Annotated in this window: 29 protein-coding genes; all 29 read left to right on the forward strand. The window is 41.5% G+C overall.

All coding sequences use genetic code 11. From position 1 onward, the window contains the following. Positions 1 to 38 precede the first annotated feature (38 nt). Positions 39 to 4,124, forward strand: coding sequence for a DNA-directed RNA polymerase subunit beta (rpoB, locus tag MKS91_RS04185; protein ID WP_258569584.1), 4,086 nt, complete (start codon positions 39 to 41; stop codon positions 4,122 to 4,124). Between the two features lie 9 nt (positions 4,125 to 4,133). Further along, complete coding sequence (rpoC, locus tag MKS91_RS04190) at positions 4,134 to 8,345, forward strand: DNA-directed RNA polymerase subunit beta' (RefSeq protein WP_258569585.1); 4,212 nt, start codon at positions 4,134 to 4,136, stop codon at positions 8,343 to 8,345. 107 nt (positions 8,346 to 8,452) lie between these two features. Then, positions 8,453 to 8,833, forward strand: coding sequence for a 30S ribosomal protein S12 (rpsL, locus tag MKS91_RS04195; RefSeq protein ID WP_258569586.1), 381 nt, complete (start codon positions 8,453 to 8,455; stop codon positions 8,831 to 8,833). Between the two features lie 10 nt (positions 8,834 to 8,843). Further along, positions 8,844 to 9,416 carry a small ribosomal subunit protein uS7 gene (locus tag MKS91_RS04200; protein WP_258569587.1) on the forward strand — a complete coding sequence of 191 codons (573 nt, stop codon included), beginning with the start codon at positions 8,844 to 8,846 and terminating at the stop codon, positions 9,414 to 9,416. Between the two features lie 23 nt (positions 9,417 to 9,439). Continuing rightward, positions 9,440 to 11,491 (forward strand): elongation factor G, encoded by a 2,052-nt coding sequence (fusA, locus tag MKS91_RS04205; protein WP_425248425.1) that lies wholly within the window; start codon positions 9,440 to 9,442, stop codon positions 11,489 to 11,491. A 103-nt stretch (positions 11,492 to 11,594) separates the two neighbouring features. Then, a complete protein-coding gene (gene tuf / locus MKS91_RS04210; RefSeq protein ID WP_258569589.1) occupies positions 11,595 to 12,755 on the forward strand; it encodes an elongation factor Tu in 1,161 nt (386 codons plus the stop codon). A 20-nt stretch (positions 12,756 to 12,775) separates the two neighbouring features. Beyond that, a complete protein-coding gene (gene rpsJ, locus MKS91_RS04215) occupies positions 12,776 to 13,108 on the forward strand; it encodes a 30S ribosomal protein S10 (protein ID WP_258569590.1) in 333 nt (110 codons plus the stop codon). Positions 13,109 to 13,117: 9 nt separating this feature from the next. Then, complete coding sequence (rplC, locus tag MKS91_RS04220) at positions 13,118 to 13,765, forward strand: 50S ribosomal protein L3 (RefSeq protein ID WP_258569591.1); 648 nt, start codon at positions 13,118 to 13,120, stop codon at positions 13,763 to 13,765. Beyond that, on the forward strand, positions 13,762 to 14,397 hold the full coding sequence (rplD, locus tag MKS91_RS04225) for a 50S ribosomal protein L4 (RefSeq protein ID WP_258569592.1): 636 nt from the start codon (positions 13,762 to 13,764) through the stop codon (positions 14,395 to 14,397). Before rplC ends, rplD begins: the two co-directional genes overlap by 4 nt. Continuing rightward, entirely contained in the window at positions 14,394 to 14,684 is a 291-nt protein-coding gene (locus tag MKS91_RS04230) for an uL23 family ribosomal protein (protein WP_258569593.1), read from the forward strand. Before rplD ends, MKS91_RS04230 begins: the two co-directional genes overlap by 4 nt. A 2-nt stretch (positions 14,685 to 14,686) precedes the next feature. Next, positions 14,687 to 15,559: a 50S ribosomal protein L2 gene (rplB, locus tag MKS91_RS04235; protein WP_258569594.1), complete on the forward strand. Its 873-nt coding sequence runs from the start codon at positions 14,687 to 14,689 to the stop codon at positions 15,557 to 15,559. Positions 15,560 to 15,561: 2 nt separating this feature from the next. After that, on the forward strand, positions 15,562 to 15,828 hold the full coding sequence (rpsS, locus tag MKS91_RS04240) for a 30S ribosomal protein S19 (protein ID WP_258569595.1): 267 nt from the start codon (positions 15,562 to 15,564) through the stop codon (positions 15,826 to 15,828). Positions 15,829 to 15,842: 14 nt separating this feature from the next. Continuing rightward, complete coding sequence (gene rplV, locus MKS91_RS04245) at positions 15,843 to 16,187, forward strand: 50S ribosomal protein L22 (RefSeq protein WP_258569596.1); 345 nt, start codon at positions 15,843 to 15,845, stop codon at positions 16,185 to 16,187. A gap of 1 nt (position 16,188) precedes the next feature. Then, the gene (rpsC, locus tag MKS91_RS04250; protein WP_258569597.1) at positions 16,189 to 16,830 is read left to right on the forward strand and encodes a 30S ribosomal protein S3; all 642 of its coding nucleotides are present in this window, start codon (positions 16,189 to 16,191) and stop codon (positions 16,828 to 16,830) included. A gap of 14 nt (positions 16,831 to 16,844) precedes the next feature. Continuing rightward, positions 16,845 to 17,279, forward strand: a complete 435-nt coding sequence (gene rplP / locus MKS91_RS04255; protein ID WP_258569598.1) for a 50S ribosomal protein L16 — start codon at positions 16,845 to 16,847, stop codon at positions 17,277 to 17,279. Beyond that, a complete protein-coding gene (gene rpmC, locus MKS91_RS04260; protein WP_272880579.1) occupies positions 17,260 to 17,460 on the forward strand; it encodes a 50S ribosomal protein L29 in 201 nt (66 codons plus the stop codon). The genes rplP and rpmC overlap by 20 nt, the downstream gene beginning before the upstream one ends. Further along, the gene (rpsQ, locus tag MKS91_RS04265; RefSeq protein WP_258569600.1) at positions 17,460 to 17,723 is read left to right on the forward strand and encodes a 30S ribosomal protein S17; all 264 of its coding nucleotides are present in this window, start codon (positions 17,460 to 17,462) and stop codon (positions 17,721 to 17,723) included. Before rpmC ends, rpsQ begins: the two co-directional genes overlap by 1 nt. Beyond that, the gene (gene rplN / locus MKS91_RS04270; RefSeq protein ID WP_258569601.1) at positions 17,720 to 18,085 is read left to right on the forward strand and encodes a 50S ribosomal protein L14; all 366 of its coding nucleotides are present in this window, start codon (positions 17,720 to 17,722) and stop codon (positions 18,083 to 18,085) included. The genes rpsQ and rplN overlap by 4 nt, the downstream gene beginning before the upstream one ends. A 9-nt stretch (positions 18,086 to 18,094) precedes the next feature. Then, positions 18,095 to 18,406 (forward strand): 50S ribosomal protein L24, encoded by a 312-nt coding sequence (gene rplX / locus MKS91_RS04275; RefSeq protein ID WP_258569602.1) that lies wholly within the window; start codon positions 18,095 to 18,097, stop codon positions 18,404 to 18,406. Between the two features lie 10 nt (positions 18,407 to 18,416). Next, positions 18,417 to 18,992, forward strand: coding sequence for a 50S ribosomal protein L5 (rplE, locus tag MKS91_RS04280; protein WP_258569603.1), 576 nt, complete (start codon positions 18,417 to 18,419; stop codon positions 18,990 to 18,992). Next, complete coding sequence (locus MKS91_RS04285) at positions 18,976 to 19,287, forward strand: uS14 family ribosomal protein (RefSeq protein WP_258569604.1); 312 nt, start codon at positions 18,976 to 18,978, stop codon at positions 19,285 to 19,287. Before rplE ends, MKS91_RS04285 begins: the two co-directional genes overlap by 17 nt. Positions 19,288 to 19,298: 11 nt before the next feature. Then, on the forward strand, positions 19,299 to 19,691 hold the full coding sequence (gene rpsH / locus MKS91_RS04290; protein WP_258569605.1) for a 30S ribosomal protein S8: 393 nt from the start codon (positions 19,299 to 19,301) through the stop codon (positions 19,689 to 19,691). An 11-nt stretch (positions 19,692 to 19,702) separates the two neighbouring features. After that, the gene (locus MKS91_RS04295; RefSeq protein ID WP_258569606.1) at positions 19,703 to 20,236 is read left to right on the forward strand and encodes a 50S ribosomal protein L6; all 534 of its coding nucleotides are present in this window, start codon (positions 19,703 to 19,705) and stop codon (positions 20,234 to 20,236) included. Positions 20,237 to 20,249: 13 nt separating this feature from the next. Continuing rightward, complete coding sequence (locus MKS91_RS04300; protein ID WP_258569607.1) at positions 20,250 to 20,603, forward strand: 50S ribosomal protein L18; 354 nt, start codon at positions 20,250 to 20,252, stop codon at positions 20,601 to 20,603. A gap of 12 nt (positions 20,604 to 20,615) precedes the next feature. Then, complete coding sequence (gene rpsE, locus MKS91_RS04305; RefSeq protein ID WP_258569608.1) at positions 20,616 to 21,149, forward strand: 30S ribosomal protein S5; 534 nt, start codon at positions 20,616 to 20,618, stop codon at positions 21,147 to 21,149. A 2-nt stretch (positions 21,150 to 21,151) separates the two neighbouring features. Beyond that, positions 21,152 to 21,604, forward strand: coding sequence for a 50S ribosomal protein L15 (rplO, locus tag MKS91_RS04310; protein WP_258569609.1), 453 nt, complete (start codon positions 21,152 to 21,154; stop codon positions 21,602 to 21,604). Beyond that, complete coding sequence (gene secY / locus MKS91_RS04315; RefSeq protein ID WP_258569610.1) at positions 21,604 to 22,920, forward strand: preprotein translocase subunit SecY; 1,317 nt, start codon at positions 21,604 to 21,606, stop codon at positions 22,918 to 22,920. The genes rplO and secY overlap by 1 nt, the downstream gene beginning before the upstream one ends. Before the next feature lie 5 nt (positions 22,921 to 22,925). Then, on the forward strand, positions 22,926 to 23,042 hold the full coding sequence (gene rpmJ / locus MKS91_RS04320; RefSeq protein WP_258569611.1) for a 50S ribosomal protein L36: 117 nt from the start codon (positions 22,926 to 22,928) through the stop codon (positions 23,040 to 23,042). Positions 23,043 to 23,131: 89 nt separating this feature from the next. Then, positions 23,132 to 23,485 (forward strand): ribosomal protein uS13, encoded by a 354-nt coding sequence (locus tag MKS91_RS04325; protein WP_258569612.1) that lies wholly within the window; start codon positions 23,132 to 23,134, stop codon positions 23,483 to 23,485. Positions 23,486 to 23,510: the final 25 nt, after the last annotated feature.

Genomic DNA, 23,510 nt, shown 5'->3' on the forward strand with positions numbered 1-23,510 from the left:
GTTAATGCATTCATTAAATATTATATAGGGTAAAGAGCATGACAGTTAAAACATTAACAGTTTGTGAGAAAAGACCGCGTTTGGATCTAGGGACAAAGAAGGGGCTTGAGTACCCACACTTAACCAGGTTACAACCACAGTCTTATATTGACGAATTTTTACAGTTAGGTGTTGAGCCTAGCAAGCGTTTGGATATAGGCTTACATGCTGAATTACAGTCATCTTTTCCTATTAGTTCATCTGCAGCACAAGTTGTGCTGGAGTATGATTCATATACCGTTGGTGAGCCCAGCTTCCATGAGCACGAATGCAAGGTGCGAGGATTAACTTACTCAGCACCGCTCAGGGCAAAACTGCGTTTGGTATATTATGATAAGGATGTTGGAAAGTTTAAAAAGATTAAGGAAGTTAAAGAGCAAGATGTCTATATAGGTGACATCCCATTAATGACTGAGACGGGAAGTTTCATTGTTAATGGTACAGAAAGAGTGATTGTATCGCAGTTGTATCGGTCGCCAGGTGTTGCGATTGAGCATGATCGTGGTAAGACCCACTCTTCGGGTAAGTTGCTATATTCTGCGCGTATTATTCCTTATAGAGGGGCGTGGATTGATATTGAGTTTGATGCAAAAGACATCATTAGTGTTCGTATCGATCGCCGTAAAAAATTGCCAGTTACTGTGCTTTTAAAAGCCATGGGTTATGATGACCAGCAGATTATTGATTCATTCTATGAGAAGGACACCTTTACTTTTGATGAGGGTCGTTTATCGTTTGAGATGATTCCTGATCGTATGAAGGGTGTTATTGCTTCTCAAGATTTGATTGATGAGAAAGGCAATGTTGTTATTGAAAAAGGGACGCGTATCTGGGTTAAACAGATCCGTGAGCTGAAGAAATCTAAAATTGATCGGGTCTTTGTTGACCCAAGTTTTGCAGTGGGCCGTGTGACTGCTGAACCAATTATTGATCAAGAAACAGGTGAGATTATTGCGCCTGTGAATGCGGTGATTACTGAAGAGTTAATGGAAAAAGTGGCAGCCACTGGTGTGCAGTCATTTAAAGTGATCTATGTGAATGATCTTGAAAGAGGTTCATATATTTCAGATACCATGATGTTGGATACCTGTCAATCTCAAGTAGATGCATGGGTTGAAATTTATCATGTTCTTCGTCCAGGTGAGCCGCCAACAGTAGATGCGGCAAAGAATTTGTTTGAGTCATTGTTTTATGATGCCTCAAGGTACGATCTATCTCATATTGGTCGTATGAAGTTAAACGAGCGTTTTGGAAAAGGTAAGCCAGAATCGCATGGTGTGCTAGATCCTGATGATGTCATGGATGTGGTGCAGTCATTGGTAGATACCCGTGATGGTATGAATGGCCATATCGTTGATGATATCGATAATCTTAGTAACCGTCGTGTACGTTGTGTCGGTGAAATGGTTGTTAACCAATTTAGAATTGCCATGACAAAAGTGGCTAGGTCCACACAAGATAGAATGGTACAGCCTGAAATTGAAGGTAAACTACCACAAGATTTCTTTAATTCAAAGCCGATTGTATCTGCATGGCGTGAACTCTTTAGTTCCAGTCAGCTATCTCAGTATATGGAGCGCGGCAATCCTTTGGCATTAATTACCCACTTAAGGCGTGTGTCTGCTCTGGGGCAAGGTGGTCTTGATCGTGCGAGAGCAACGATTGATGTTCGTGATGTTCACCCATCGCATTATGGCCGTATTTGTCCTATCGAAACACCGGAAGGGCAAAATATTGGTTTGATTAACTCATTAGCTGTTTATTCAGACTTGAATAAATATGGTTTTATGGTAACGCCGTTTTATGTTGTTGAGGAAGGAAAGGTTACGTCTAAAGTTGAATATTTGTCAGCGCATGATGAGTATGATTCATATATTGCTCAGGCAACAATTCCTGTTGATGAAGACGGCGTTATTCAAAGTGATATGGTAGCGTGTCGCTATAATGGTGAGTATACTTCTGCCAAACCAAAGCAATTAAAGTACATTGAAGTGGCTGCTAACCAGCCAGTATCGGTTGCGGCTTCGTTGATTCCATTCTTGGAGCATGATGATGCAAACCGTGCTTTGATGGGATCAAACATGCAACGTCAAGCGGTACCAACGATTGTGGCAGATAAGCCATTGGTCGGAACGGGTATGGAGCGCACAGTAGCGTCTGACTCAGGGGTCTCGATGGTTGCCAAGCGTAGTGGTGTTGTTGAGTTTGTAGATTCATCAAGAATTGTGATACGTACTGATGAAAGCAGTGATGAAGAAGGTGTGGGAGTTGATATCTATCGTACCACCAAGTTCTTTAGGTCGAATCAAAACACTTGTGTGAACCAGCGTCCGATCGTTTCATTGGGTGATGTGGTTAAGAAAGGTGATATCATCACTGACGGGTCTGGTACCGATCTTGGGGAATTGGCATTGGGGCAGAACATGTTAGTCGCCTTCATGTCATGGAATGGTTATAACTTTGAAGATTCCATTATTCTTTCTGAGAGAGTGGCTGCAGAGAACCGTTTCACGTCAATTCATATTCAAGAATTGCAGTGTATTGCTCGGGATACCAAATTGGGTCCTGAAGAGGTTACGGCAGATATTCCAAATGTTGGTGAAGGTGCGCTTTCTAAACTTGATGAATCTGGAATTGCATACATTGGTGCTAAAGTAAAAGCTGGGGATATTTTGGTGGGTAAAGTCACACCAAAAGGTGAAAGCCAGTTAACACCAGAAGAAAAGTTGTTAAGAGCAATCTTTGGTGAAAAGGCATCCGATGTGAAAGATACGTCACTCAGAGTGAAGTCCAGTTCAGAAGGTACGGTTGTAGACGTAAAAGTCTTTACACGAGACGGTACTCAAAAAGACTCAAGAGCGTTAGCGATTGAAGCAGAGCAGTTAGAGCTCGCGCGTCGAGATCTCTCAGATGAGTTCAAGCTGAAGTCTGGTTTGTTGTATGATAAAATTAAGGGTCTTTTGAAAGGTCATGTATACCAGTCTGGTATCAAAGGTATTAAGAAAGGCGTTAAGATAACAGCGGCATGGCTTGACAGTCAATCAGCAAAGTCTTTGGCAAGCGTTCTGACTGATGATGTTGAAGTCAATGACAAGGTTGCAGAGGTTGCGGTTGTTCTAGAGACGTTAGAAAAAACTTTTGAGGAGAAGCTCGAAAAGCGTCGTGCTCAAATCCAAATGGGTGATGAGTTAACGCCTGGTGTGATTAAGGTTGTGAAGATCTTTTTGGCAACAACGTTGCATATTCAGCCTGGTGATAAAATGGCAGGTCGCCATGGTAACAAAGGTGTGATCTCAAAAGTTGTTCCGGTAGAAGATATGCCATATATGGAAGACGGTACGTCAATTGATGTGATTCTTAACCCGTTGGGTGTTCCATCAAGGATGAACGTAGGTCAGATTTTGGAGATGCACTTAGGACTTGCTGCAAAAGGGATTGGTAAAAAGATCCAAGGGATGATGAAAGATCACCCTGTTGCAAAATTACGAACGTATTTGCAGAAGGTTTATAAGGTCTCTAAGGTAAGTGATATTGATTTAATAGCCTATACCGATGAGCAGGTATTAGAACTGGCAAAGAACTTGGTGGCAGGTGTTCCAATGGCATCTCCGGTATTTGATGGTGCGAATATTGAAACCATTAAATCATTGCTAGAAATGGCAGGTATGCCTCAAAGTGGTCAGGCTCAATTATATGATGGTCGAACTGGTTTGCCATTCGATAAGAAGAGTACCGTAGGTTATATGTATATTTTGAAACTGAACCATTTGGTTGATGATAAAATGCATGCCAGATCTACAGGATCCTATAGTCTAGTCACTCAGCAGCCACTCAGTGGTAAAGCACAGTTTGGTGGTCAGAGATTTGGTGAGATGGAAGTATGGGCGTTAGAGGCATATGGTGCTGCGTATACATTGCAAGAGATGCTAACAGTTAAATCAGATGATGTTATGGGTCGAAGCAAGATGTATAAGAACATTGTTGACGGTAATTATAAGATTCAAGCGAACTTGCCTGAATCATTTAATGTACTCGTCAAAGAGATTATGGCGTTGGGTATTAACGTAACTATGAACAAACAGTAGGAGTAACTGATGCAATTCAAACCATTTTCAACAACAAGTAAGAAAAGAGATTTGTTTTCTACTGTGCCGTCGCATTTAGAAGATAAGGACCCACAGCAGCTAAAGTCTGTATCCTTGTCAATTTTATCGCCTGAAGAAATTAAAGCACGTTCTCGTGGTGAAGTGCGTAACTCTGAAACTGTGAACTACAGAACACTTGGTCCAGTTCGTGGCGGTTTGCTATGTGCGGAGATCTTTGGTCCGATTAAAGACTGGGAGTGTCAGTGTGGTAAGTACAAACGTCTCAAGCACCGCGGTGTTGTTTGTGAGAAATGTGGCGTAGAAGTTACTTATAGTAAAGTTCGTCGTGAGAGAATGGGGCATATTGATCTTGCAACCCCAATTGCACATATCTGGTTCTTGAAGTCATTACCATCTCGTATTAGTTGGTTGTTGGATTTAAAACGTAAAGAAGTAGAGCGGGTGTTATACTTTGAGTCCTATATTGTGATTGACGGTGGGATGACAGATCTTGAGCGAGGTCAATTGTTATCTGAAGAAGAGTATCATGAGTGTGTGCTTAATTATGGTGATGACTTTGATGCTAAAATGGGTGGTGAAGCCATTCGTAAAATGTTAGAAACGACAGACATTGATGAAGAAATTGCAATTATTAAAGAAGCAGTTCCATCAACATCATCTGATGCCAAGTTGAAAAAAATGTTAAAGCGTCTGCAAATGCTTGAGGCTTTTAAGAACTCTGATAACAAGCCAGAAAATATGGTGATGACGGTATTGCCAGTGTTGCCTCCTGATTTGCGTCCTTTGGTACCATTACCAGGTGGTCGGTTTGCAACATCAGATTTGAATGATCTTTACCGTCGTGTTATTAATAGAAACAATCGTTTGAAGAGATTGTTAGAGATTGGTGCGCCTGGCATTATTGTCAATAATGAAAAACGTATGTTGCAAGAAGCGGTTGATGCGTTGTTTGATAACGGTCGACGTGGCAAGCCTGTTACCGGGACCAATAAGCGTGAGTATCACTCGTTTACAAAAGGGTTAACTGGTAAGCGTGGTCGATTTAGACAAAATCTATTGGGTAAGCGCGTTGATTATTCAGCACGTTCTGTGATTGTGGTAGGTCCTACCTTAAAGCTACACCAGTGTGGAATTCCTAAGAAGATGGCTCTTGAGCTATTTAAGCCATTTGTTTATGGACGCCTTCAGCGTTTGGGGCTTGCTAGCACTATTAAGGCTGCTAAGAAAATGGTAGAAAAAGAAGAGGCTGTCGTATGGGATGTGTTAGAGCATGCGATTCATGAGCATCCAATTCTACTGAATAGGGCGCCAACACTACATAGATTGGGTATTCAAGCGTTTGAACCAAAACTTGTTGAAGGTAAAGCCATTCAATTGCACCCATTGGCGTGTGCATCGTTTAATGCTGACTTTGATGGTGATACAATGTCAGTCCACTTGCCATTGACGTATGAAGCGCAGCTTGAAGCAAGATGTTTGATGATGTCAACCAATAATATCTTATCACCAGCAAATGGTAATCCAGTGGTTGATCCACAATTGGATATTGTTTTGGGACTGTATTACTTAACCCGTATGCATATTGCAGAGAAGGGCGAAGGCATGGAGTTCTCGAATACTGATGAGTTAAAACGTGCATATGATCAAGGCTATGTATCCTTGCATGCGAAGATTAAGGTTCGTATGAGTGAGAATGGCGAAGCTAAGATCTATGAAACAACGCCAGGACGGGTGATTCTATCTAAAGTACTGCCTAAGAAGTTATCTTTTGCTTCTGTGAATAAGTTGCTTAAAAAGAAAGATGTCTCTCAGTTGGTACAAGAATGCTATCGTGTGTGTGGAACAAAAGATACTGTTGTTTTTGTTGATCAAATCATGTATCTAGGCTTTGAATTTGCAACGCGATCCGGTGCATCAATTGGTATTGATGATATTGAGATTCCTGCTGAAAAAGGGCAAATTTTGGATGATAGTGCAAAACAGGTAGAGGATGTTTACAAGCAGTTCAATACGGGTCTTATTACACGTGGTGAGTGTTCAAACAAAGTGATTGATATCTGGTCAGATGCTCGTGATAAAGTAGCAGACGCAATGATGGCGAGTATGTCCGTTGAAACGGTTGAAGACAAAGATGGTGTGAAGCATGAGCAGGCATCATCAAATCCAGTTTACATGATGGCAGACTCTGGTGCGAGGGGATCGGTTGCTCAGCTACGACAGTTAGCGGGTATGCGTGGTCCAATGACACGACCAGATGGTAGTATTATTGAAACACCAGTAAAGGCAAACTTTAAAGAAGGTTTGGATGTATTGCAATACTTTATTACAACACACTCAGCAAGAAAGGGGCTAGCGGATACAGCATTAAAGACAGCAAACTCAGGTTATCTAACCAGACGTTTGGTGGATGTTGCACATGATCTTGTTGTCACTGAGAAGGATTGTGGGACATTGGGCGGCGTTGAAGTCGAGTCCTTGATTGAGGGTGGTGAAATTATCGAATCACTACGAGATCGTGTCCTAGGTCGTGTTGTTAGAGACGACATTATGGACTCAGAGGGCAATCTTCTAATGAAGCGTAATGCCTTAATCAATGAAGATGAAGCAGATAAGCTAGAGGCCGCAGGTATAGAGCGTGTATTTGTACGTTCTGTGATCACTTGTGAAACGGTCAATGGTGTGTGTGCATATTGTTATGGTCGTGATCTTGCTAGAGGAAATCTGGTGAATAAAGGTGAAGCGATTGGAATTATTGCAGCACAATCAATTGGTGAGCCAGGTACGCAGCTAACGATGAGAACGTTCCACATTGGTGGTGCAGCGTCTCGTGCTGCAGCTGAGAATAATATCGAAGCGCGTGGTACAGGTGTGTTGCGTATTCATAATGTTAAAATCATTGAGAATGCTGAAGGTAAGTTGATCGCAGTATCGCGTTCTGGAAGCATTAGCTTGGTGGATGAGAAAACCAACCGTGAACTTGAGAAGTATCCAATTGTATATGGTGCTAAGATTCTCTTTAAAGAAGGTGACCGCGTTGAGTCTGGTCAAGTCATGGCTGAGTGGGATCCATATACGCATCCAATTGTTTCTGAAGTAGCGGGTTATATCCGTTTGCATGATATGGTTGAAGGTGCAACGATTACGCGTCAGGTAGATGAGATGACAGGTTTGTCAAACATTGTTGTTCTACCAAGTGATAGTAAAATGAGCCGTGAGCAGCGCCCAATGATTGGTATTGTCGACAAGAAGGGTGAAGTTGTGATGATTCCTGGAACCAAGTTGCCAGCAAACTACTTCCTTGGCTCTGGCGCAATTACATCTTTAGAAGATGGTGCTAAGATTGAGGTCGGTGATGTTGTGGCAAGAATTCCAAAAGAAAGCTTTAAAACAACGGATATTGCAGGTGGTCTACCGCGTGTTGCAGATTTGTTTGAAGCAAGAAAGCCAAAAGATGCAGCGATTCATGCTGAGATTTCAGGGTTGGTAAGCTTCGGTAAAGAAACAAAAGATAAGAGACGTTTGATCATCACGGATATGGATTCTGATGAGCGCTGTGAAGAGTTAATTCCAAAGTGGCGTTCAATCACAGTATTTGAAGGTGAAACTGTTGAGAAAGGTGATGTGGTTGTAGATGGTGCAAGTGATCCACATGCGATTCTCCGACTCCTTGGGGTTGGCGCATTTGCGAACTACATTATTAATGAAGTTCAGGATGTTTATCGACTTCAGGGTGTGACCATCAACGACAAGCACATTGAAGTTATTACCAAACAAATGTTGCGTAAAGTTATGATTACCAATGGTGGTGATTCAGCGTTTATGAGAGGAGATATTGTTACTTATAAACAGGTGACAGAGGAAGAAGATCGCTTGTCTGGTGAAGGTCTGAAGCCAAAGTATGAGCGTGTTCTGTTAGGAATTACGAAAGCATCTTTGTCAACAGAGTCTTGGATTTCTGCTGCTTCTTTCCAGGAAACAACTAGAATCTTAACAGACAGTGCGGTTCAAGGTAAGAGTGATGAGTTGAAGGGCTTGAAAGAGAATGTAATTGTTGGACGTTTGATCCCAGCAGGTACAGGCTTTAAGAAAGAAGTGAAACATGAGAGTGCTGGGTTCAATCTTGACCAGTTATTCACAACATCATTGGTAGAGGAGTCAGAAGAACCTTCAGCATCTTCTGAGGACAATAGCAGTGATTAAGAAAAAGAGACGGAGTAAATGTATGATTTTTGAAATCTTGCTTGACAGATTCAATGTAAATCACATAGAATACTCCATCGTTATTAGTTAGTAATTAGGGTGATATTATGCCAACGACAAACCAGTTAGTAAGAAAGCCACGAAAGAGGCCACAAATTAAAACAAAAGTACCTGCATTGACAGGTTCGCCGCAGAGACGTGGTGTCTGTTTGAATGTAAAGGTTGTAAAGCCTAAGAAACCAAACTCAGCAAACCGTAAAGTTTGTCGTGTATTGTTGAGTAATGGTATGGAAATAACAGCTTATATTCCAGGTATTGATCATGACTTGAAAGAGCACTCCGTTGTTTTGGTTGCGGGTGGTCGTAGAAAAGATCTACCAGGTGTCGGATATACAGTTGTTCGTGGTAAGTTGGACGCAACAGGTGTCCAAGGTCGTAAACAGGGTCGCTCTAAGTATGGTACAAAGCGTCCTAAAGGTAAAGAATAGGTGGTAGAGTATGTCTAGAGGTAAAAGTGCAGCATTAAAGAATAGTGCAAGAAGGAAAAAGATCGTTGATACGAGATATGATAACTCTGAGAGTGTGTCTAAGCTAATTAGAGCACTAATGAAAGATGGTAAGGCATCTATTGCTAGACGCGAAGTGTATAAAGCAATGAATATCATGGCTGAGAAAGCCAAAAATGTCGATCTTCCAGAGCATAACGATGTTCGTGAAAAAGAGGTTTTGCTACTTGAGAAAGTCATAGAATCTGTAACACCGCGTGTTGAAGTAAAGAGTCGACGTGTTGGTGGTGCTAACTATCAGGTCCCTATCATGGTAAACCGTGAGCGTGGTAGGACATTGGCACTCAGATGGTTGGTAGATTCTGCGCGTAATCGTAAAGAAGGTCAGCCAATTTCAGCCAAGTTGTCTCGTGAAATGCTGGATACGCTAGAAGGTAAAAGTAGTGCATTGAGCAAGAAAGAAACTCAAGATAAAATGGCGAGTGCAAATAGGGCAAATGCCAATCTTGCAAGAAGAGAGCAGTCAACTAAGGATAGAGACGAAGGATCAAGGGGTAAAGTGTGAGTATTAAGAACGTAAATATTGAAATGACAAGGAATATCGGTATTTCAGCTCACGTTGATGCCGGTAAGACAACCACGACAGAGCGTATTCTGTACTATGCGGGGCATACCCGTAAGTTGGGAAGCGTTGATTCTGGCACAACGGTTATGGATACAATGGATGCTGAGCGAAAGCGTGGTATCACCATTCAGTCAGCGGCAGTGACCTGTTATTGGTCTGATCATAGAATCAATATTATTGATACACCTGGTCACGTAGATTTTACGGTTGAGGTAGAGCGCTCACTTCGTGTGCTAGACGGCGCGGTTGTTGTGTTTTGTGCAGTGGGTGGTGTTGAGCCACAGTCTGAGACAGTATGGCGTCAGGCAGATCGATATGGTGTTCCAAGGGTTGGTTTCATCAATAAAATGGATAGATCTGGTGCAGACTTCTTTAATGTCGTTGGTCAGGTGGAAAACCGCTTGAAGGCAACTCCAGTTATTATGAACTTACCGATTGGTAAAGAGGATTATTTTGAAGGTGTTGTAGACATCGTTAAGATGAGAGCCATCATTTGGAATGAAAGTGATAATGGCCTGACATGGGAAGAGAAAGAGATTCCTGACGCGCTGAAAGCGATTGCTGAAGAGAAGCGTGCAGCGTTGGTTGAGGCTGCTGCAGAAGGCAGTGATGCTTTAATGGATGCCTATTTTGCAACCAATGATCTTTCTGATGAGCAAATTAAAGAAGGTATTCGTGCCCGTACGGTTGCGAATGAAATCATTCCAATCTTTTGTGGATCAGCGTTTAAAAATAAAGGTGTTCAGCCAGTTTTGGATGCGGTTATTGACTACTTGCCAAGTCCTAAGGATGTGCCAGATGTTAAGGGTGTGGATGAGGCTGAAAATGAGATCACACGTTCAGCGGACCCAAGTCAGCCATTGTCTGCCTTAGCATTTAAGATCGTTACCGACCCATTTGTGGGTACATTGACCTATATTCGTGTATATTCTGGTACGCTGAAGGCGGGAAGTTCAGTATATAATATTGCCAAAGGTAAGAAAGAGCGTGTTGGTCGACTATTATTGATGCAGTCTGACCAAAGAATTGATATCACTGAAGCTAAGGCGGGTGAAATTATTGCTGCAGTCGGCATGAAGAATGTGACGACAGGTCATACCTTGTGTGATCAAGACAAGCCTATATCACTTGAATCCATGCATATTCCAGAGCCTGTTATCTCTGTTGCGATTGAGCCTAAAACGAAAGCAGACCAAGAGAAGCTATCGATTGCTTTGGGTCGCTTAACCGTTGAAGATCCATCTTTCCAGATTAAGACAGATCCTGATTCGGGTCAAACCATTATCATGGGTATGGGGGAACTACACTTAGAAGTGATTGTTGATCGCCTAAGAACAGAATTTAGTGTTGAAGCTGCTGTTGGTAAACCGCACGTTGCGTATCGTGAAGGTATTAGAAAGAGTGTTGAGCAAGAAGCCAAATACATTAAACAAAGTGGTGGTCGTGGACAATACGGTCACGTTTGGTTGCGTGTTGAGCCAATGTCTGAAGGCGATGGTTATGAATTCCATAATGAAATTGTGGGTGGCGTGATTCCTAGAGAGTATATCCCAGCAATTGATAAAGGGGTTAAAGAGCAGGCGGCAAATGGCGTACTGGCAGGATATCCTGTACAAGATGTCAAGGTCACTGTTTATGATGGATCGTTCCACGAAGTAGATTCAAGTGAGATTGCATTTAAAATTGCGGGATCACAGTGCTTCCGTGAGGCAGTCAAAAATGCAGATCCGTTCCTTCTAGAGCCAATTATGCAAGTTGAGGTGGTGACGCCTGAAGAAAGCGTAGGTGATGTTGTTGGCGACTTGAATAGGCGTCGAGGTATCATTCTTGGTATGGAAGATGGGCATGCTGGAAAGATTGTGAAGGCAGAGGTTCCTTTGTCTGAATTATTTGGTTATGTGACACAGCTTCGTTCTATGACGAAGGGTAGAGCGGTACCAAATGTCGATCCTAAGAGATATGGTGAAGTTCCTGCGAGCATTGCTGAAGCGGTAATCAAGGGTGAAAGTCATTAATTATTCGTAATTATGCCTTGATTTAATCGGGTTAACATGTTAAAAAAGATGTGTTATTGAGTTAAGTATAAATTTGATGTGTAAAATATAGTGGAGTAGCATAATGGCAAAGGTACACGTGAATGTCGGAACTATTGGTCACGTTGATCATGGTAAGACAACATTAACGGCGGCGTTGGTTCGTCAAAAAGGTGCAGAAGGCGGTATATCTGTTAAAGATATTGACAGAGCACCTGAAGAGTCTGCGCGTGGTATTACAATTAATACTGCTCACGTGGAGTACGAGTCAGAAAACAGGCACTATGCACACGTTGATTGCCCAGGGCACAAAGATTACGTAAAGAATATGATCACGGGTGCTGCCCAAATGGATGGTGCTATCCTTGTTGTATCAGCAAACGATGGTCCAATGCCTCAAACAAAAGAGCATATTTTGCTTGCACGTCAGGTTGGTGTTCCTCAGATCGTAGTATTCATGAACAAGTGTGACATGGTCGATGATGAAGAGCTGCTAGAGCTGGTTGAGATGGATGTTAGAGATCTATTGGGCCAACATGGCTTTGATGGTGATAACGCGCCTGTTATTCGCGGTTCAGCACTGAAAGCTGTTGAAGGTGAAGCAGGTGATCTTGGTGCTGGAGCTATTGATAAGCTGGTTGAGGCTTTGGATACGTTTATTTCTGATCCAGTGCGTGATTTGGATAAGCCAGTATTGGTGCCAATTGAGAACGTGATGACCATTTCAGGTCGTGGTTCTGTTGCAACAGGTCGTATCGAGCAAGGAATCTTGAAGGTCGGTGATGAAGTAGAAATCATTGGTATTCGTGACACTCAGAAGACAACCTGTACTGGTGTTGAAATGTTCCGTAAGGAATTAAAGCAAGGTCAGGCTGGTGATAACGTAGGTGTTCTCTTAAGAGGGCTAAAGCGTGAAGATATTGAGCGTGGTCAGGTTATTGCAACCCCAGGTTCTATTACACCTCATACCAAGTTTGTTGCTGAAGTGTATATCTTGAGCAGTAAAGAAGGTGGTCGTCATACGCCATTCTTCAAAGGTTATAGACCTCAGTTTTACTTCAGAACAACTGATGTGACAGGTGCTGTTGAGCTGCCAGAAGGTGTTGAGATGGTCATGCCAGGTGATAATATCACTATTACGGTTGAGCTGATTGCGCCGATTGCAATGGAAGACGGTCTACGTTTTGCAATTCGTGAAGGTGGTAGAACGGTTGGTTCTGGTGTAATATCTAAAGTAGTTGAATAAGTAAGTATTGAGAGGTTGATATGGCTGTTAAGAATAAAAGCTCGATAATCAGGATTAAGCTTAAGGCGCATGATTATCGTCTAATTGATAAGGCAACAAAAGAGATTGTTGAAACGGCTAAAAAGACCGGGGCGAAGATACATGGCCCAATTCCTATGCCGACTCGTAAAGAGCGTATTACCATTCTGGTTTCTCCGCATGTGAATAAGCATGCGAGAGATCAGTATGAGATTCGTACTCACAGTCGTTTGATGGATATTATACAACCTGATCCTGCAACAGTAGATGCATTGATGCGTTTAAACTTGGCAGCAGGGGTTCATGTTGAAATTAGAGTAGATGAAGTTAAGTAGGTATTAGAGATGACGATAGCAGTAATAGCTAAAAAAATTGGAATGACCACAGTGTTTGATGATAAAGGTCAAGCACATGCAGTAACGCTTTTATCTCATGCTGATGACCAGCATGTGGTCAGTCATAAGACAGCAGAAGTTGACGGCTATACTGCTGTTCAGCTTTCAGCCGGTCCTAAAAAGAAGAAGCCAACCAAACCTTTGAGTCAGCACTATGCTAAAGCCAGTGTTGAGCCAAAGCGTAAATTATATGAATGCCGTGTTGAGGATCTTTCACAGTATGATCTTGGTTCGGAGCTAACTTTAGAGACAATGAGCGAGTGGACTCATGTTGATGCAGTTGCTTATAGTAAGGGTAAAGGTTTTGCTGGGGTTATGAAAGCGCATAATTTTGCAGGACAGCGTGCTACCCACGGTGTCTCATTGGCACACAGAAAGCCAGGTTCTTCTGGTCAGTGTCAGGATCCAGGTCGAGTATTCCCTGGTAAGAAAATGGCGAGACGTTTGGGTAATGAAAGAAAAACCATTCAGTCGCTTCGTGTGATGGAAATCGATCATGAAAACAAGCTTGTTATTGTTAAGGGTGCGATTCCAGGTCCTAAGGGCGGTTATGTACTGCTGAAAGAAGCGCTGAAGAAGAATAGGAGCCAATCATGAAAGTAGCCATGCAGGATAACAAAAAGTCATCAGTAGATTTTTCACCAAGTGTTTTTGGTGTTGATACCAATCCAACAGTTGTCTGGAAAGTGATCACTATCTATACGAAGAAACGTATCACAACTTCTGCAAATAAGAGTCGTTCTGATGTTGCATTTAGTGGTAAGAAGCCATGGCAGCAGAAAGGTTTAGGACGTGCTCGTGCGGGAACAAAAGCCAGCCCGATATGGAGAAAAGGTGGTGTTACATTTGCTAAAACATCAATTGATTACCGTAGTAAATACAAAATCAATAAAAAAGAATATCGTCAAGCGATTCGTGTCATGTTGTCAGATCACATGAGAGAAGGCCGCATTAAACTTGTATCAGAGCTCAACGTGACTGAAGCGAAGACCAAAAGCTTCAAGCAGTTGATGACTGGTTTGGACTTTGTGAAAGCAGGTAAGCCAAATAACTGGACAGGTTTGATCATCGTTGGCGATTTAAGTGAGTCTATGTATCTTGCATCTTCTAACTTGTATGAGTACATGTTAACTGATGTCAGAAGTTTAGACCCATTGTCATTAAAGCATGCGAGTGAGTTATTGATCACTCGGGAAGCACTCAAACAGATAGAGGAGTGGTTGTCATGATTCAATCAAGTCAATTTGATATATTAGAAGCCCAGCGTATTACAGAAAAAACATCTCGTTGTTCTGCTCATAATCAGTACGTCTTTAAAGTTAGAAAAGATGCAACGAAAACGCTTATTAAGCGGCTTATTTCAGAAACCTACGGTGTTAAAGTAAAAGCTTGTAACATTGTAAATAGAAGAGGCAAGTTTAAAGCCCGACGTAATGGAAGCACCAAAGCTTTCAAGATTGCGTATGTGACGCTTGAAAGCGGCCAAGAACTTAACTTGACCAGTCAGGAGAGCTAATTATGACAGCAACGACAACATATATTCAGGTTAAAAAGCCGACAACCCCGGGTCAGAGAGGAACTCAAGCTGCAAAGCATCCTCATCTTTATAAAGGTAAGCCAAAGAAAAGCTTGCTGACTTCTAAGAAAGGTATCAGTCAAGGTGGAAGAAACTCAGAAGGTCGGATTACAGTTCGTCACCGTTCTTCTCGTAACCACAGATCACAGCTTCGTTTGATTGACTTCAAAAGAACGGCTAAAGATAATATTGCAGCTAAAGTGCATCGTATTGAGTACGATCCTCACCGTTCTGCACATATTGCCTTGGTTTGCTATGCCGATGGTGAATGGTCATATATCATTGCTGCCAAAGGAATGCGAGCAGGTGATGAGGTAATGTCAGGTGCTCAAGCTCAGATTACAGCGGGTAACCACATGCCTTTGGAATCTATTCCAGTTGGAACCGTCATTCACAATGTTGAAATGCGTCCAGGAAAAGGTGGACAGATTGCACGTAGTGCAGGTTCTTATGTTTCTCTGCTTGGTAAAGAGTCAGGGTATGCGATTGTTCGTTTGCGTTCCGGTGAAACAAGAAAGATTCATTTGTCATGCCGTGCAACAATCGGTGAAGTGTCTAATTCAGAACATTCATTGAAGAAGTTTGGTAAAGCTGGTGCAAAGCGTTGGATTGGTATTCGCTCTACAGTTCGTGGTGTTGCGATGAACCCAGTAGACCACCCAATGGGTGGTGGTGAAGGCCGTACATCTGGTGGTCGTCATCCATGTTCGCCATGGGGTTGGAAGACCAAAGGTTATAAAACAAGGTCTAACAAGCGTACAGATAAGTTTATTGTTCGCTCACGTAGAAAGGCGAAAGAAAAGAGGGGTAGCTAATCATGGCAAGATCATTACGTAAAGGGCCATATATTGATCCTAGTTTGTTTAAAAAAGTACTAGCACAAGTTGAAGGTCAGTCTAAGGGAGTGATTAAAACTTGGTCTAGATCCAGTACTATTTTACCTATGATGGAAGGTTTAACGTTCGATGTCCATAATGGTAAAGAGTTTATTCGTGTATTTGTGATCATGGAGATGATTGGTCATAAGTTAGGAGAGTTTGCTGCGACGCGTAAGCCACCTAGACACAGCGATAAGAAATCTTAAGTGGGGAGTTATTTGTGGTAGTAAGAGCAGAAATAAAAAATCAAAGATCGTCGGTCAAGAAAGCCCAGTTGGTGGCTAAAATTGTTCGAGGAAAGTCAGTTCCTGTTGTGTTAACGCAGTTGCAGTTTATGAATCAAAAAACTGCAAAGATTGTGCTGAAGGTGTTACGTTCAGCCGTTGCTAATGCAGAAAATAATCTAGGTTTAGACTCAGATGAAATGTATGTATCAACAGTCTTGGTTAACAAAGGGCCAACATTAAAGCGTTGGAGAGCTCGTGCAAAGGGTAGATCAGCACGTATATTAAAGCGTTCTATTCATGTCACAGTAGAGCTAGCAGAAAAGGTGGAGAGTAAGTAGTATGGGTCAGAAAACGAGTCCAATCGCAAATAGAATTTATATATCTAAGCTTCCATTATCAATTGGTTGTACGAATAATAAAAAGGAGTATGTTGAGCGTACAAAGGCAGACATATTGGTTCGTACAATGATACATGATAAGTATCCAGGCATTGAGAAAGTGGTTATTGAAAGAACAGCAAGTGAAGCACATGTGATCGTATATTGTGCTAAGCCTGGTGCGATCATTGGTAAAAAAGGCGCAGATGCTGAAGTTATCAAGGGTAAATGCAAAAACATCCTTAAAACCAATGTTCATTTAAGTATCCGTGAAGTGAAAAAGCCTGACCTATCTGCAAATTTGTTAGCAGAATCAGTTGCATTGCAGCTAGAAAAAAGGGTATTATTCAGGAAAGCTGTTAAGCGTGCCATCCAATCAGCAATGAGAGCGGGTGCGCTGGGGATAAAAGTTACAGTTAGTGGGCGTTTGTCCGGTGCTGAAATAGCGAGAAGCGAGACTTATAAAGAAGGTCGCGTTCCTCTACATACCTTTAGAGCAGATATTGATTATGCTTTGGCGGAAGCTCATACCACCTATGGTGTGATCGGCGTTAAGATATGGGTCTATAAAGGCGATGTATTTGATATTGAGAGTTTGTCATAAGATTGGAGTGAGGCATGTTACAGCCACCAAAAAATACAAAATTTAACAAGATGCGAAAAGGTAGGTCCAAAGGATCTGCTCGTAAGTCTGCAGTTGTGTTCGGAGATTTTGGAATGCAGTCAGCAGGTCGCTCTAGATTAAATGCAAGACAAATTGAGTCTGCACGGCGTGCAATGACAAGATATTTGAAAAGAGACGGTAAGTCATACACTAGGGTATTCCCAGATAGACCAATATCGAAGAAACCTCTAGAAGTAAGGCAAGGTAAAGGTAAAGGTGCAGTTGATCATTATGCATTTAATGTAAAGCCTGGCACGATTATTTTTGAATTGGCAGGTGTGTCTGAAGAGTTAGCAAGAGAAGCTTTTCGACTAGCAGCAGCTAAACTTCCGTTCAGAGTTAACTTTTTAAAACGAGAAATGAGCCATGATGAAAGCAGTAGCTCTTAGAGAGAAAACAGATAAAGAATTGCTCCAGACAATTCGAGACCTTCGTAAGGAGCGTTTGAAATTAAGAATGCAAAAATCACAAGGTGAAGACATTATGTTGCACCGATTGAAAGAAATCCGTAGGGATATTGCTCGAATTGAGACAGTTCTTACTGAGAAAGAAAAGAAGGAGGATAAGTAATGTCATCTCGCCAGAAAAAGTTAACAGGTGTAGTATCATCGAATAAGATGGATAAAACAGCTGTTGTGGTTGTTACTCGAAAAGTAAAACATGAAGTTGTTGGAAAATATTACAACCGTAGCCAAAAGCTTAAAGTACATGATGCAGAAAATGTACTTCAGATTGGGGATACAGTTGAGATTGGTGAAGTTAAGCCAATATCTAAGGACAAGTCATGGTCTTTGATAAAAGTGATTAGTCATGCGGCAGGAGTCTCCTCATGATTCAGATGCAAACAAAGCTGAAAGTGGCTGATAATAGTGGTGCGAAGATAGTCCAGTGTATTAAAGTTCTAGGTGGTTCACATAGAAATTCAGCAGGCATTGGTGATATTATCAAAGTGTCTATTAAAGAGGTACTGCCAACGAGCAAAATTAAGAAAGGCTCTGTTCATTTTGCAGTGATTGTTCGATCAAAGTATAAGCATGGTCGTCCTGATGGTTCTTCTATTCGATTTGACAATAACGCTGCAGTTATTTTGAATGCCAGTAAAGAGCTAGCAGGCACGCGTATCTTTGGCCCCATTCCAAGAGAGTTAAGAGAGCAGTTTGCAAAGATTGTCTCTTTGGCTGAAGAAGTATTATAGGAGCATATCATGGCAAGTAAGTTAAAGAAAAGTGATCAAGTGATTGTAGTAACCGGTAAGAGTAAAGGCCACGTTGGTGCTATTTTACAGGTACTAGATGATGGATATCTCATTGTATCGGGCGCCAACATGCGTAAGAAGTGTATCAAAGCTGATCCACAAAACAATATTGCAGCTGAAATTAAATCGATTGAAGGTAAGATTCATCATTCTAATGTTGCACTATATAACGCAGACCACAAAAAGAAAATCAAGGTTGGCTTTAAAACTGTTGATGGTAGCAAGGTTCGCGTAAATAAAGCATCTGGCGAGCAAGTATAGAGAGAAAGTTATGAACATGAAAACAGATTTGGATAAACAGTATCAATCAATCAAACCAGAGCTCATGAAAGCTTTAGGTATGAAGAGCATCATGGCTGTTCCAGGCATTAAGAAAGTGACTTTAAATGTTGGTTTGGGCCAAGACGCATCAAAAGAGGATGTAGAGAGAGCGGTATCAGATATTGAGAAAATATCTGGTCAGAAACCAATTGTTACTTATGTAAAGCGATCCGAAGCAGGATTTAAAATTAGGCAGGGTTGGCCTATCGGCGTTAAAGTGACTTTAAGACGTGATAATATGTATCGCTTCCTTGAGCATTTACTATTGATTTGTCTTCCTGCGTTAAGGGAATTCAACGGCCTAACAAAAAAATCAATTGATCGTCAGGGGAACATATCCTTTGGATTATCTGATTATTCAGTGTTCCGTTCAATCCCGTTTGAGCAGATTAAGCGTCGAACTGGAATGGATGTTTGTATTACAACCAGCGCGAGTGATTCGGCTTCTGGTTTTGAATTGTTAAAACGAATGGGCTTCCCATTTAAAGAAAATATGTCAGGAGGTGACAATGGCAACGAAGAGTAAGATCGCACGATCAACGAAATTATCAAAACTTCTTTCGCACAAAGAGAACCAAGAGAAAAGAGCAGATCTTAGAAGGGTTGTGAAGTGCTTGAAGTCAACACCTGATGAAAAGCTTCATGCCATGTTTACGCTTGCTGGTCGAAAGGTTGACGAGTCTCCAAGTAGGAATACAAGACGATGTTGGAAGTGTGGACGCCCTAAAGGTGTTTATCGTAAGTTAGGTTTGTGTCGTTGTTGCATTTTTGATGCAATGAGACGAGGCTGGTTAGTTGGTTTCAGAAAGGCCAGTTGGTAGAGGGGAACGATATGTTACAGTATGAAATAGCAGATTGCTTAACAAGAATAAGAAATGCTTATTTGCGTGGCCAGTCCAAGACGAAGGTAAGAAAGACGAAGTTTAATGCTTCTGTTCTTGCTGTATTAAAAGAGCAGGGTAGTATCAAGGGCTACGAAAACGGTCAAGGTGATGATAAGTACTTCATCGTTGTAAGCCTAATGTATATCAACCGTAGGCCATCTTTAAGGTCTGTAAAGGTATGCAGCCGTCCAGGTTTAAGAGTATACCATGCCTGTGACAAGATCCCGACATTTAAGTCAGGTCTTGCATATGGTGTGATGTCTACCTCTAAGGGTATGATGACAACCCACCAAGCAAAATCTGCTGGTGTGGGTGGTGAATTAGTTTGTGTGGTTGAATAATAGGTGAAAATATGTCTCGTTTAGCAAATGTACCAATAAAAATACCAAGTAGTGTGACCGTCACTGTTGAGAATAAGTCACTGAGTATCTCAAATGGTAAAGTGACTGAAAAGTGGGCGCTACATAGCGCGGTTAATGTCGCATTAGAAGATGATTCATTAGTGTTTACGATGAAAGAATCCGATAAAAAAGATGCGTTCTGTCGTGCAATGTTAGGAACAGATTATCGTCATATCAGTAACCTTGTTACAGGCATGGCCAAGCCTTTTGAAACTGTTTTGGAAATACATGGTCTTGGTTATCGTGTGAAGATGTCTGGAAATCAGCTGGTCTTATCATTAGGTAAGTCTCATGATGATATCGTTGACATCGTCAGTGATGTTGCTGTTGAAATGACAGGTGAAAAAGAGATTGTTTGCCGCTCACATTCTAAGAAAAAACTTGGTGATTTTGTTGCTGAAGTGTGTTCTAAGCGTAGACCGGATGCTTATAAAGCAAAAGGCGTTCGTATCCGCGGTGTTCATTATCGAACCAAAAGCGATTAATTGAGGAATAAATATGAGTAAGTTGAAAAGTCGAGTTCGGGATAGAGTTAAGCGTAAGAGTCGTGCAAGATTAGCGGGCAAAGACCGTATAATCATTACACGTAGCAACCGCCATATAAGAGTCCAAGTTGTTAATTTGAATGGTCGAGTATTGGGCGGTGTTTCTACATTAACACCTGCTGTTAAGAAGAAAATTTCTTATACAGGGAACAAAGAGGCTGCCAAAGAAGTAGGTATGGCACTTGCTGCTGTGATTAAGAAGTTAAAGTTGACGGACAATTTGGCATTTGACCGATCGGGCTATGTCTATCATGGTCGAGTGGCAATGGTTGCTGAAGGTTTGAGAGCAGCAAAAATCAAAATTTAAATGGGTAAAGTTATGGCAAAGAGAGAGCAGGAACAAGGTTACGAATTAAAGACTGAAGTCGTTACGATCAATCGTACGTCGTTGGTAAAAAGAGGCGGTCGTACTTTCAGTTTTACAGCGGTTGTGGTTGTCGGTGATGGAAAGTCTAAGATCGGTTTAGGTATAGGAAAGGCAAAAGAAGTATCTTTAGCTGTTCAAAAAGCTGTAGGCGAAGCCAAAAAGAATATGGTGAATATTCATTTGAAGAAGGGAACTATTCATCACCCGATTCGTTCGAAGTACGGTGCTTCTGTGGTATACATGGCGCCAGCAAGTATAGGTACAGGGGTTATTGCAGGTGGTGCAATGCGTGCTGTGTTTGATTGTTTGGGGATTAAAAATATTTTGGCCAAGCGCTATCGCTCATCTAATCCTATCAACGTCGCTAAAGCAACGATTAAAGGTCTGATGGAAATGGAGTCTATTTCTGTAGTTGCTCGCCGTCGCGCTGTCAGTAAGTCAGTCGTCGTAGGTCAAGAGGTTATTGAATCAGAGAAAGGTAAATAGTTATGAGTTTTTTAAATCAATTGTCACCTGTTAAAGGGTCAAATAAATCTAAATCCCGTCGTGGAAGAGGATCAAGTGGTTTTAGAGGTGATACCTGTGGCCGTGGTTATAAAGGTCAGAAGTCACGATCTGGTGGAAGTATACGCCCTGGTTTTGAAGGTGGTCAAATGCCATTTTATCTTCGTACGCCAAAGAGTGGTTTCTCTTCTAGAAAGCAATTTGTTAGAGAAGCATTGCCAGTTGGCGTGTTAAACCATATTGATGCCAAGTTACATCCTGAGGTAACGATTGAAGTATTACGTGAAATTGGTGTCATTCGTAAGAGCACGCAGTTTGTTAAGTTTTATGCATCTGGGAAAGTTAGTATCGCTCATACAGTAAAAGGCATTCCAGTGACATCTGGTGCTAAAGCTGAAATTGAGAGCGCTGGCGGCCAATATACAGAGAGTGAGTAATGAAACAAAACATGGTTGCAAGCAAATCAGGTTTTAACGACGTAAAATCTCGTATTTTATTCGTTCTATTTGCGATATTTGTATTCCGTGTAGGTTCTCACATACCTGTTCCAGGTATTGATTACAGCAAACTCTCTGTTATCTATGCACAGACAAAAACGGGTCTTTTTGGATTCATTAATGTGATGTCTGGTGGTTCTTTATCAAGAATGAGTGTCTTTACGTTAAGCCTTTCTCCTTACATTTCAGCATCTATTGCGATGCAATTTATGTCTTATGTGATTCCTCATCTTGAGCAACTACGTAAAGAAGGTGGCCGTGGTAAGCACAAGATGACCCAGTACACTCGTATATTCGCTTTAATGATTGCTTTAATCCAGTCCATTCCAATGACCCGTATGATGATTTCTATGGGCGTTGTCATTGATCCTAGCCGCCTATTTTATATTGTGACGGCCATGACCTTGGCAACAGGAACGCTTTTCCTTTTGTGGTTAGGGGAGCAAATTACAGAACGAGGCATTGGTAATGGCATTTCTGTGTTAATTTTTGCAGGAATCTCATCAAGATTTCCGGAAGGTGCGTCACAGTTATATGATATGGTGGCTTCTGGTGAGATGAATACCATTGTTTTCCTGTTAGTCATCGCCGCAGTCATTGCCATCACTGCAGGAGTGGTATTTTTTGAGAAAGCTCAAAGACAGATCAAGATTATGCACCCATCAAGGCATCAAGCACGTTCAGCATCAGCGCACTCTATTCCACTGAAGTTAAACATGGCTGGTGTTATTCCACCGATCTTTGCAACAACATTGGTGTTTATGCCAATGTCAATTTTGAATATGGTGTATGGTTCGGGACAGAGTCCATTTGTTGCAGCAATGATGAGAGCTTTGTCACCAGGCCAGCCGTTGTACATTATTGCCATGATATCAGCAATTGCTTTTTTCTCTTTCTTCTACACAGCAATGGTCATTAATCCCAGTGAAATTGCCGATAACTTGAAGAGAGGCGGTGTGATTGTGCCAGGCATACGACCGGGTGCTCAGACTGCAAGTCATATTGACTCAATCATTAAAAGAATTACATTATTTGGAATTATCTATTTGTCTTTTGTGATACTTCTTCCAGAAGTATTTGTAAGACTCTGGCAAATTCCATTCTATTTTGGGGGCACATCACTATTGATTGTTGTTGTGGTTGTTGTGGATTTTATGAGCCAACTATCTGCTCATTTATTACCAGACAAGTACGCAAACTTAGTAGATAAGCCAAGTAAAACGGGGAATAAACAAAACCTGCAACTATTTAGGTGAAAAGTATGAAAGTTAGAGCATCTGTAAAAAAAATCTGTAAATCTTGCCAATTAATACGCCGTCATGGGGTGCTAATTGTGCGATGTAAGAAAAATCCGAAGCACAAGCAGAGGCAGGGGTAGGTAATAAAATGATAAAAAACGTTGATTTATCGTTATTAAACGTTTAATCTATGACCGTAAACATAGCTGATTAAAATTTTGGAGAAAATATGACCATTATAGCGGGAAGCCGTTTAGCAGAAAACCAACACATTTGGGTTGGTCTAACACGTATTTATGGTGTTGGGAAAACTAGAGCGTACGAAATTTGTGAGTTAAGCAATATAGCGCCAGATAGAATGGTGAAAAGCTTATCCGATAAAGATGTTGAAGAAATCCGTCATCAGTTAACAGGAACTGGTTGGGATATTGGTACTGCACTACGTAGAGCTGTCAATAAATTCATTTCTGTTAAGAAAATGATTCGTTCTTACCAGGGGCGTAGACATGCCGTTAAGTTGCCGGTAAGAGGTCAGCGCACAAAGACAAATGCAAAGTCTGCACGCCGACGAAGAGATAGTTAATAATTTGTGAGTAAATAATGTCAGT

The sequence above is a fragment of the Candidatus Synchoanobacter obligatus genome (assembly GCF_024259865.1).
GTDB lineage: Bacteria > Pseudomonadota > Gammaproteobacteria > Comchoanobacterales > Comchoanobacteraceae > Synchoanobacter > Synchoanobacter obligatus.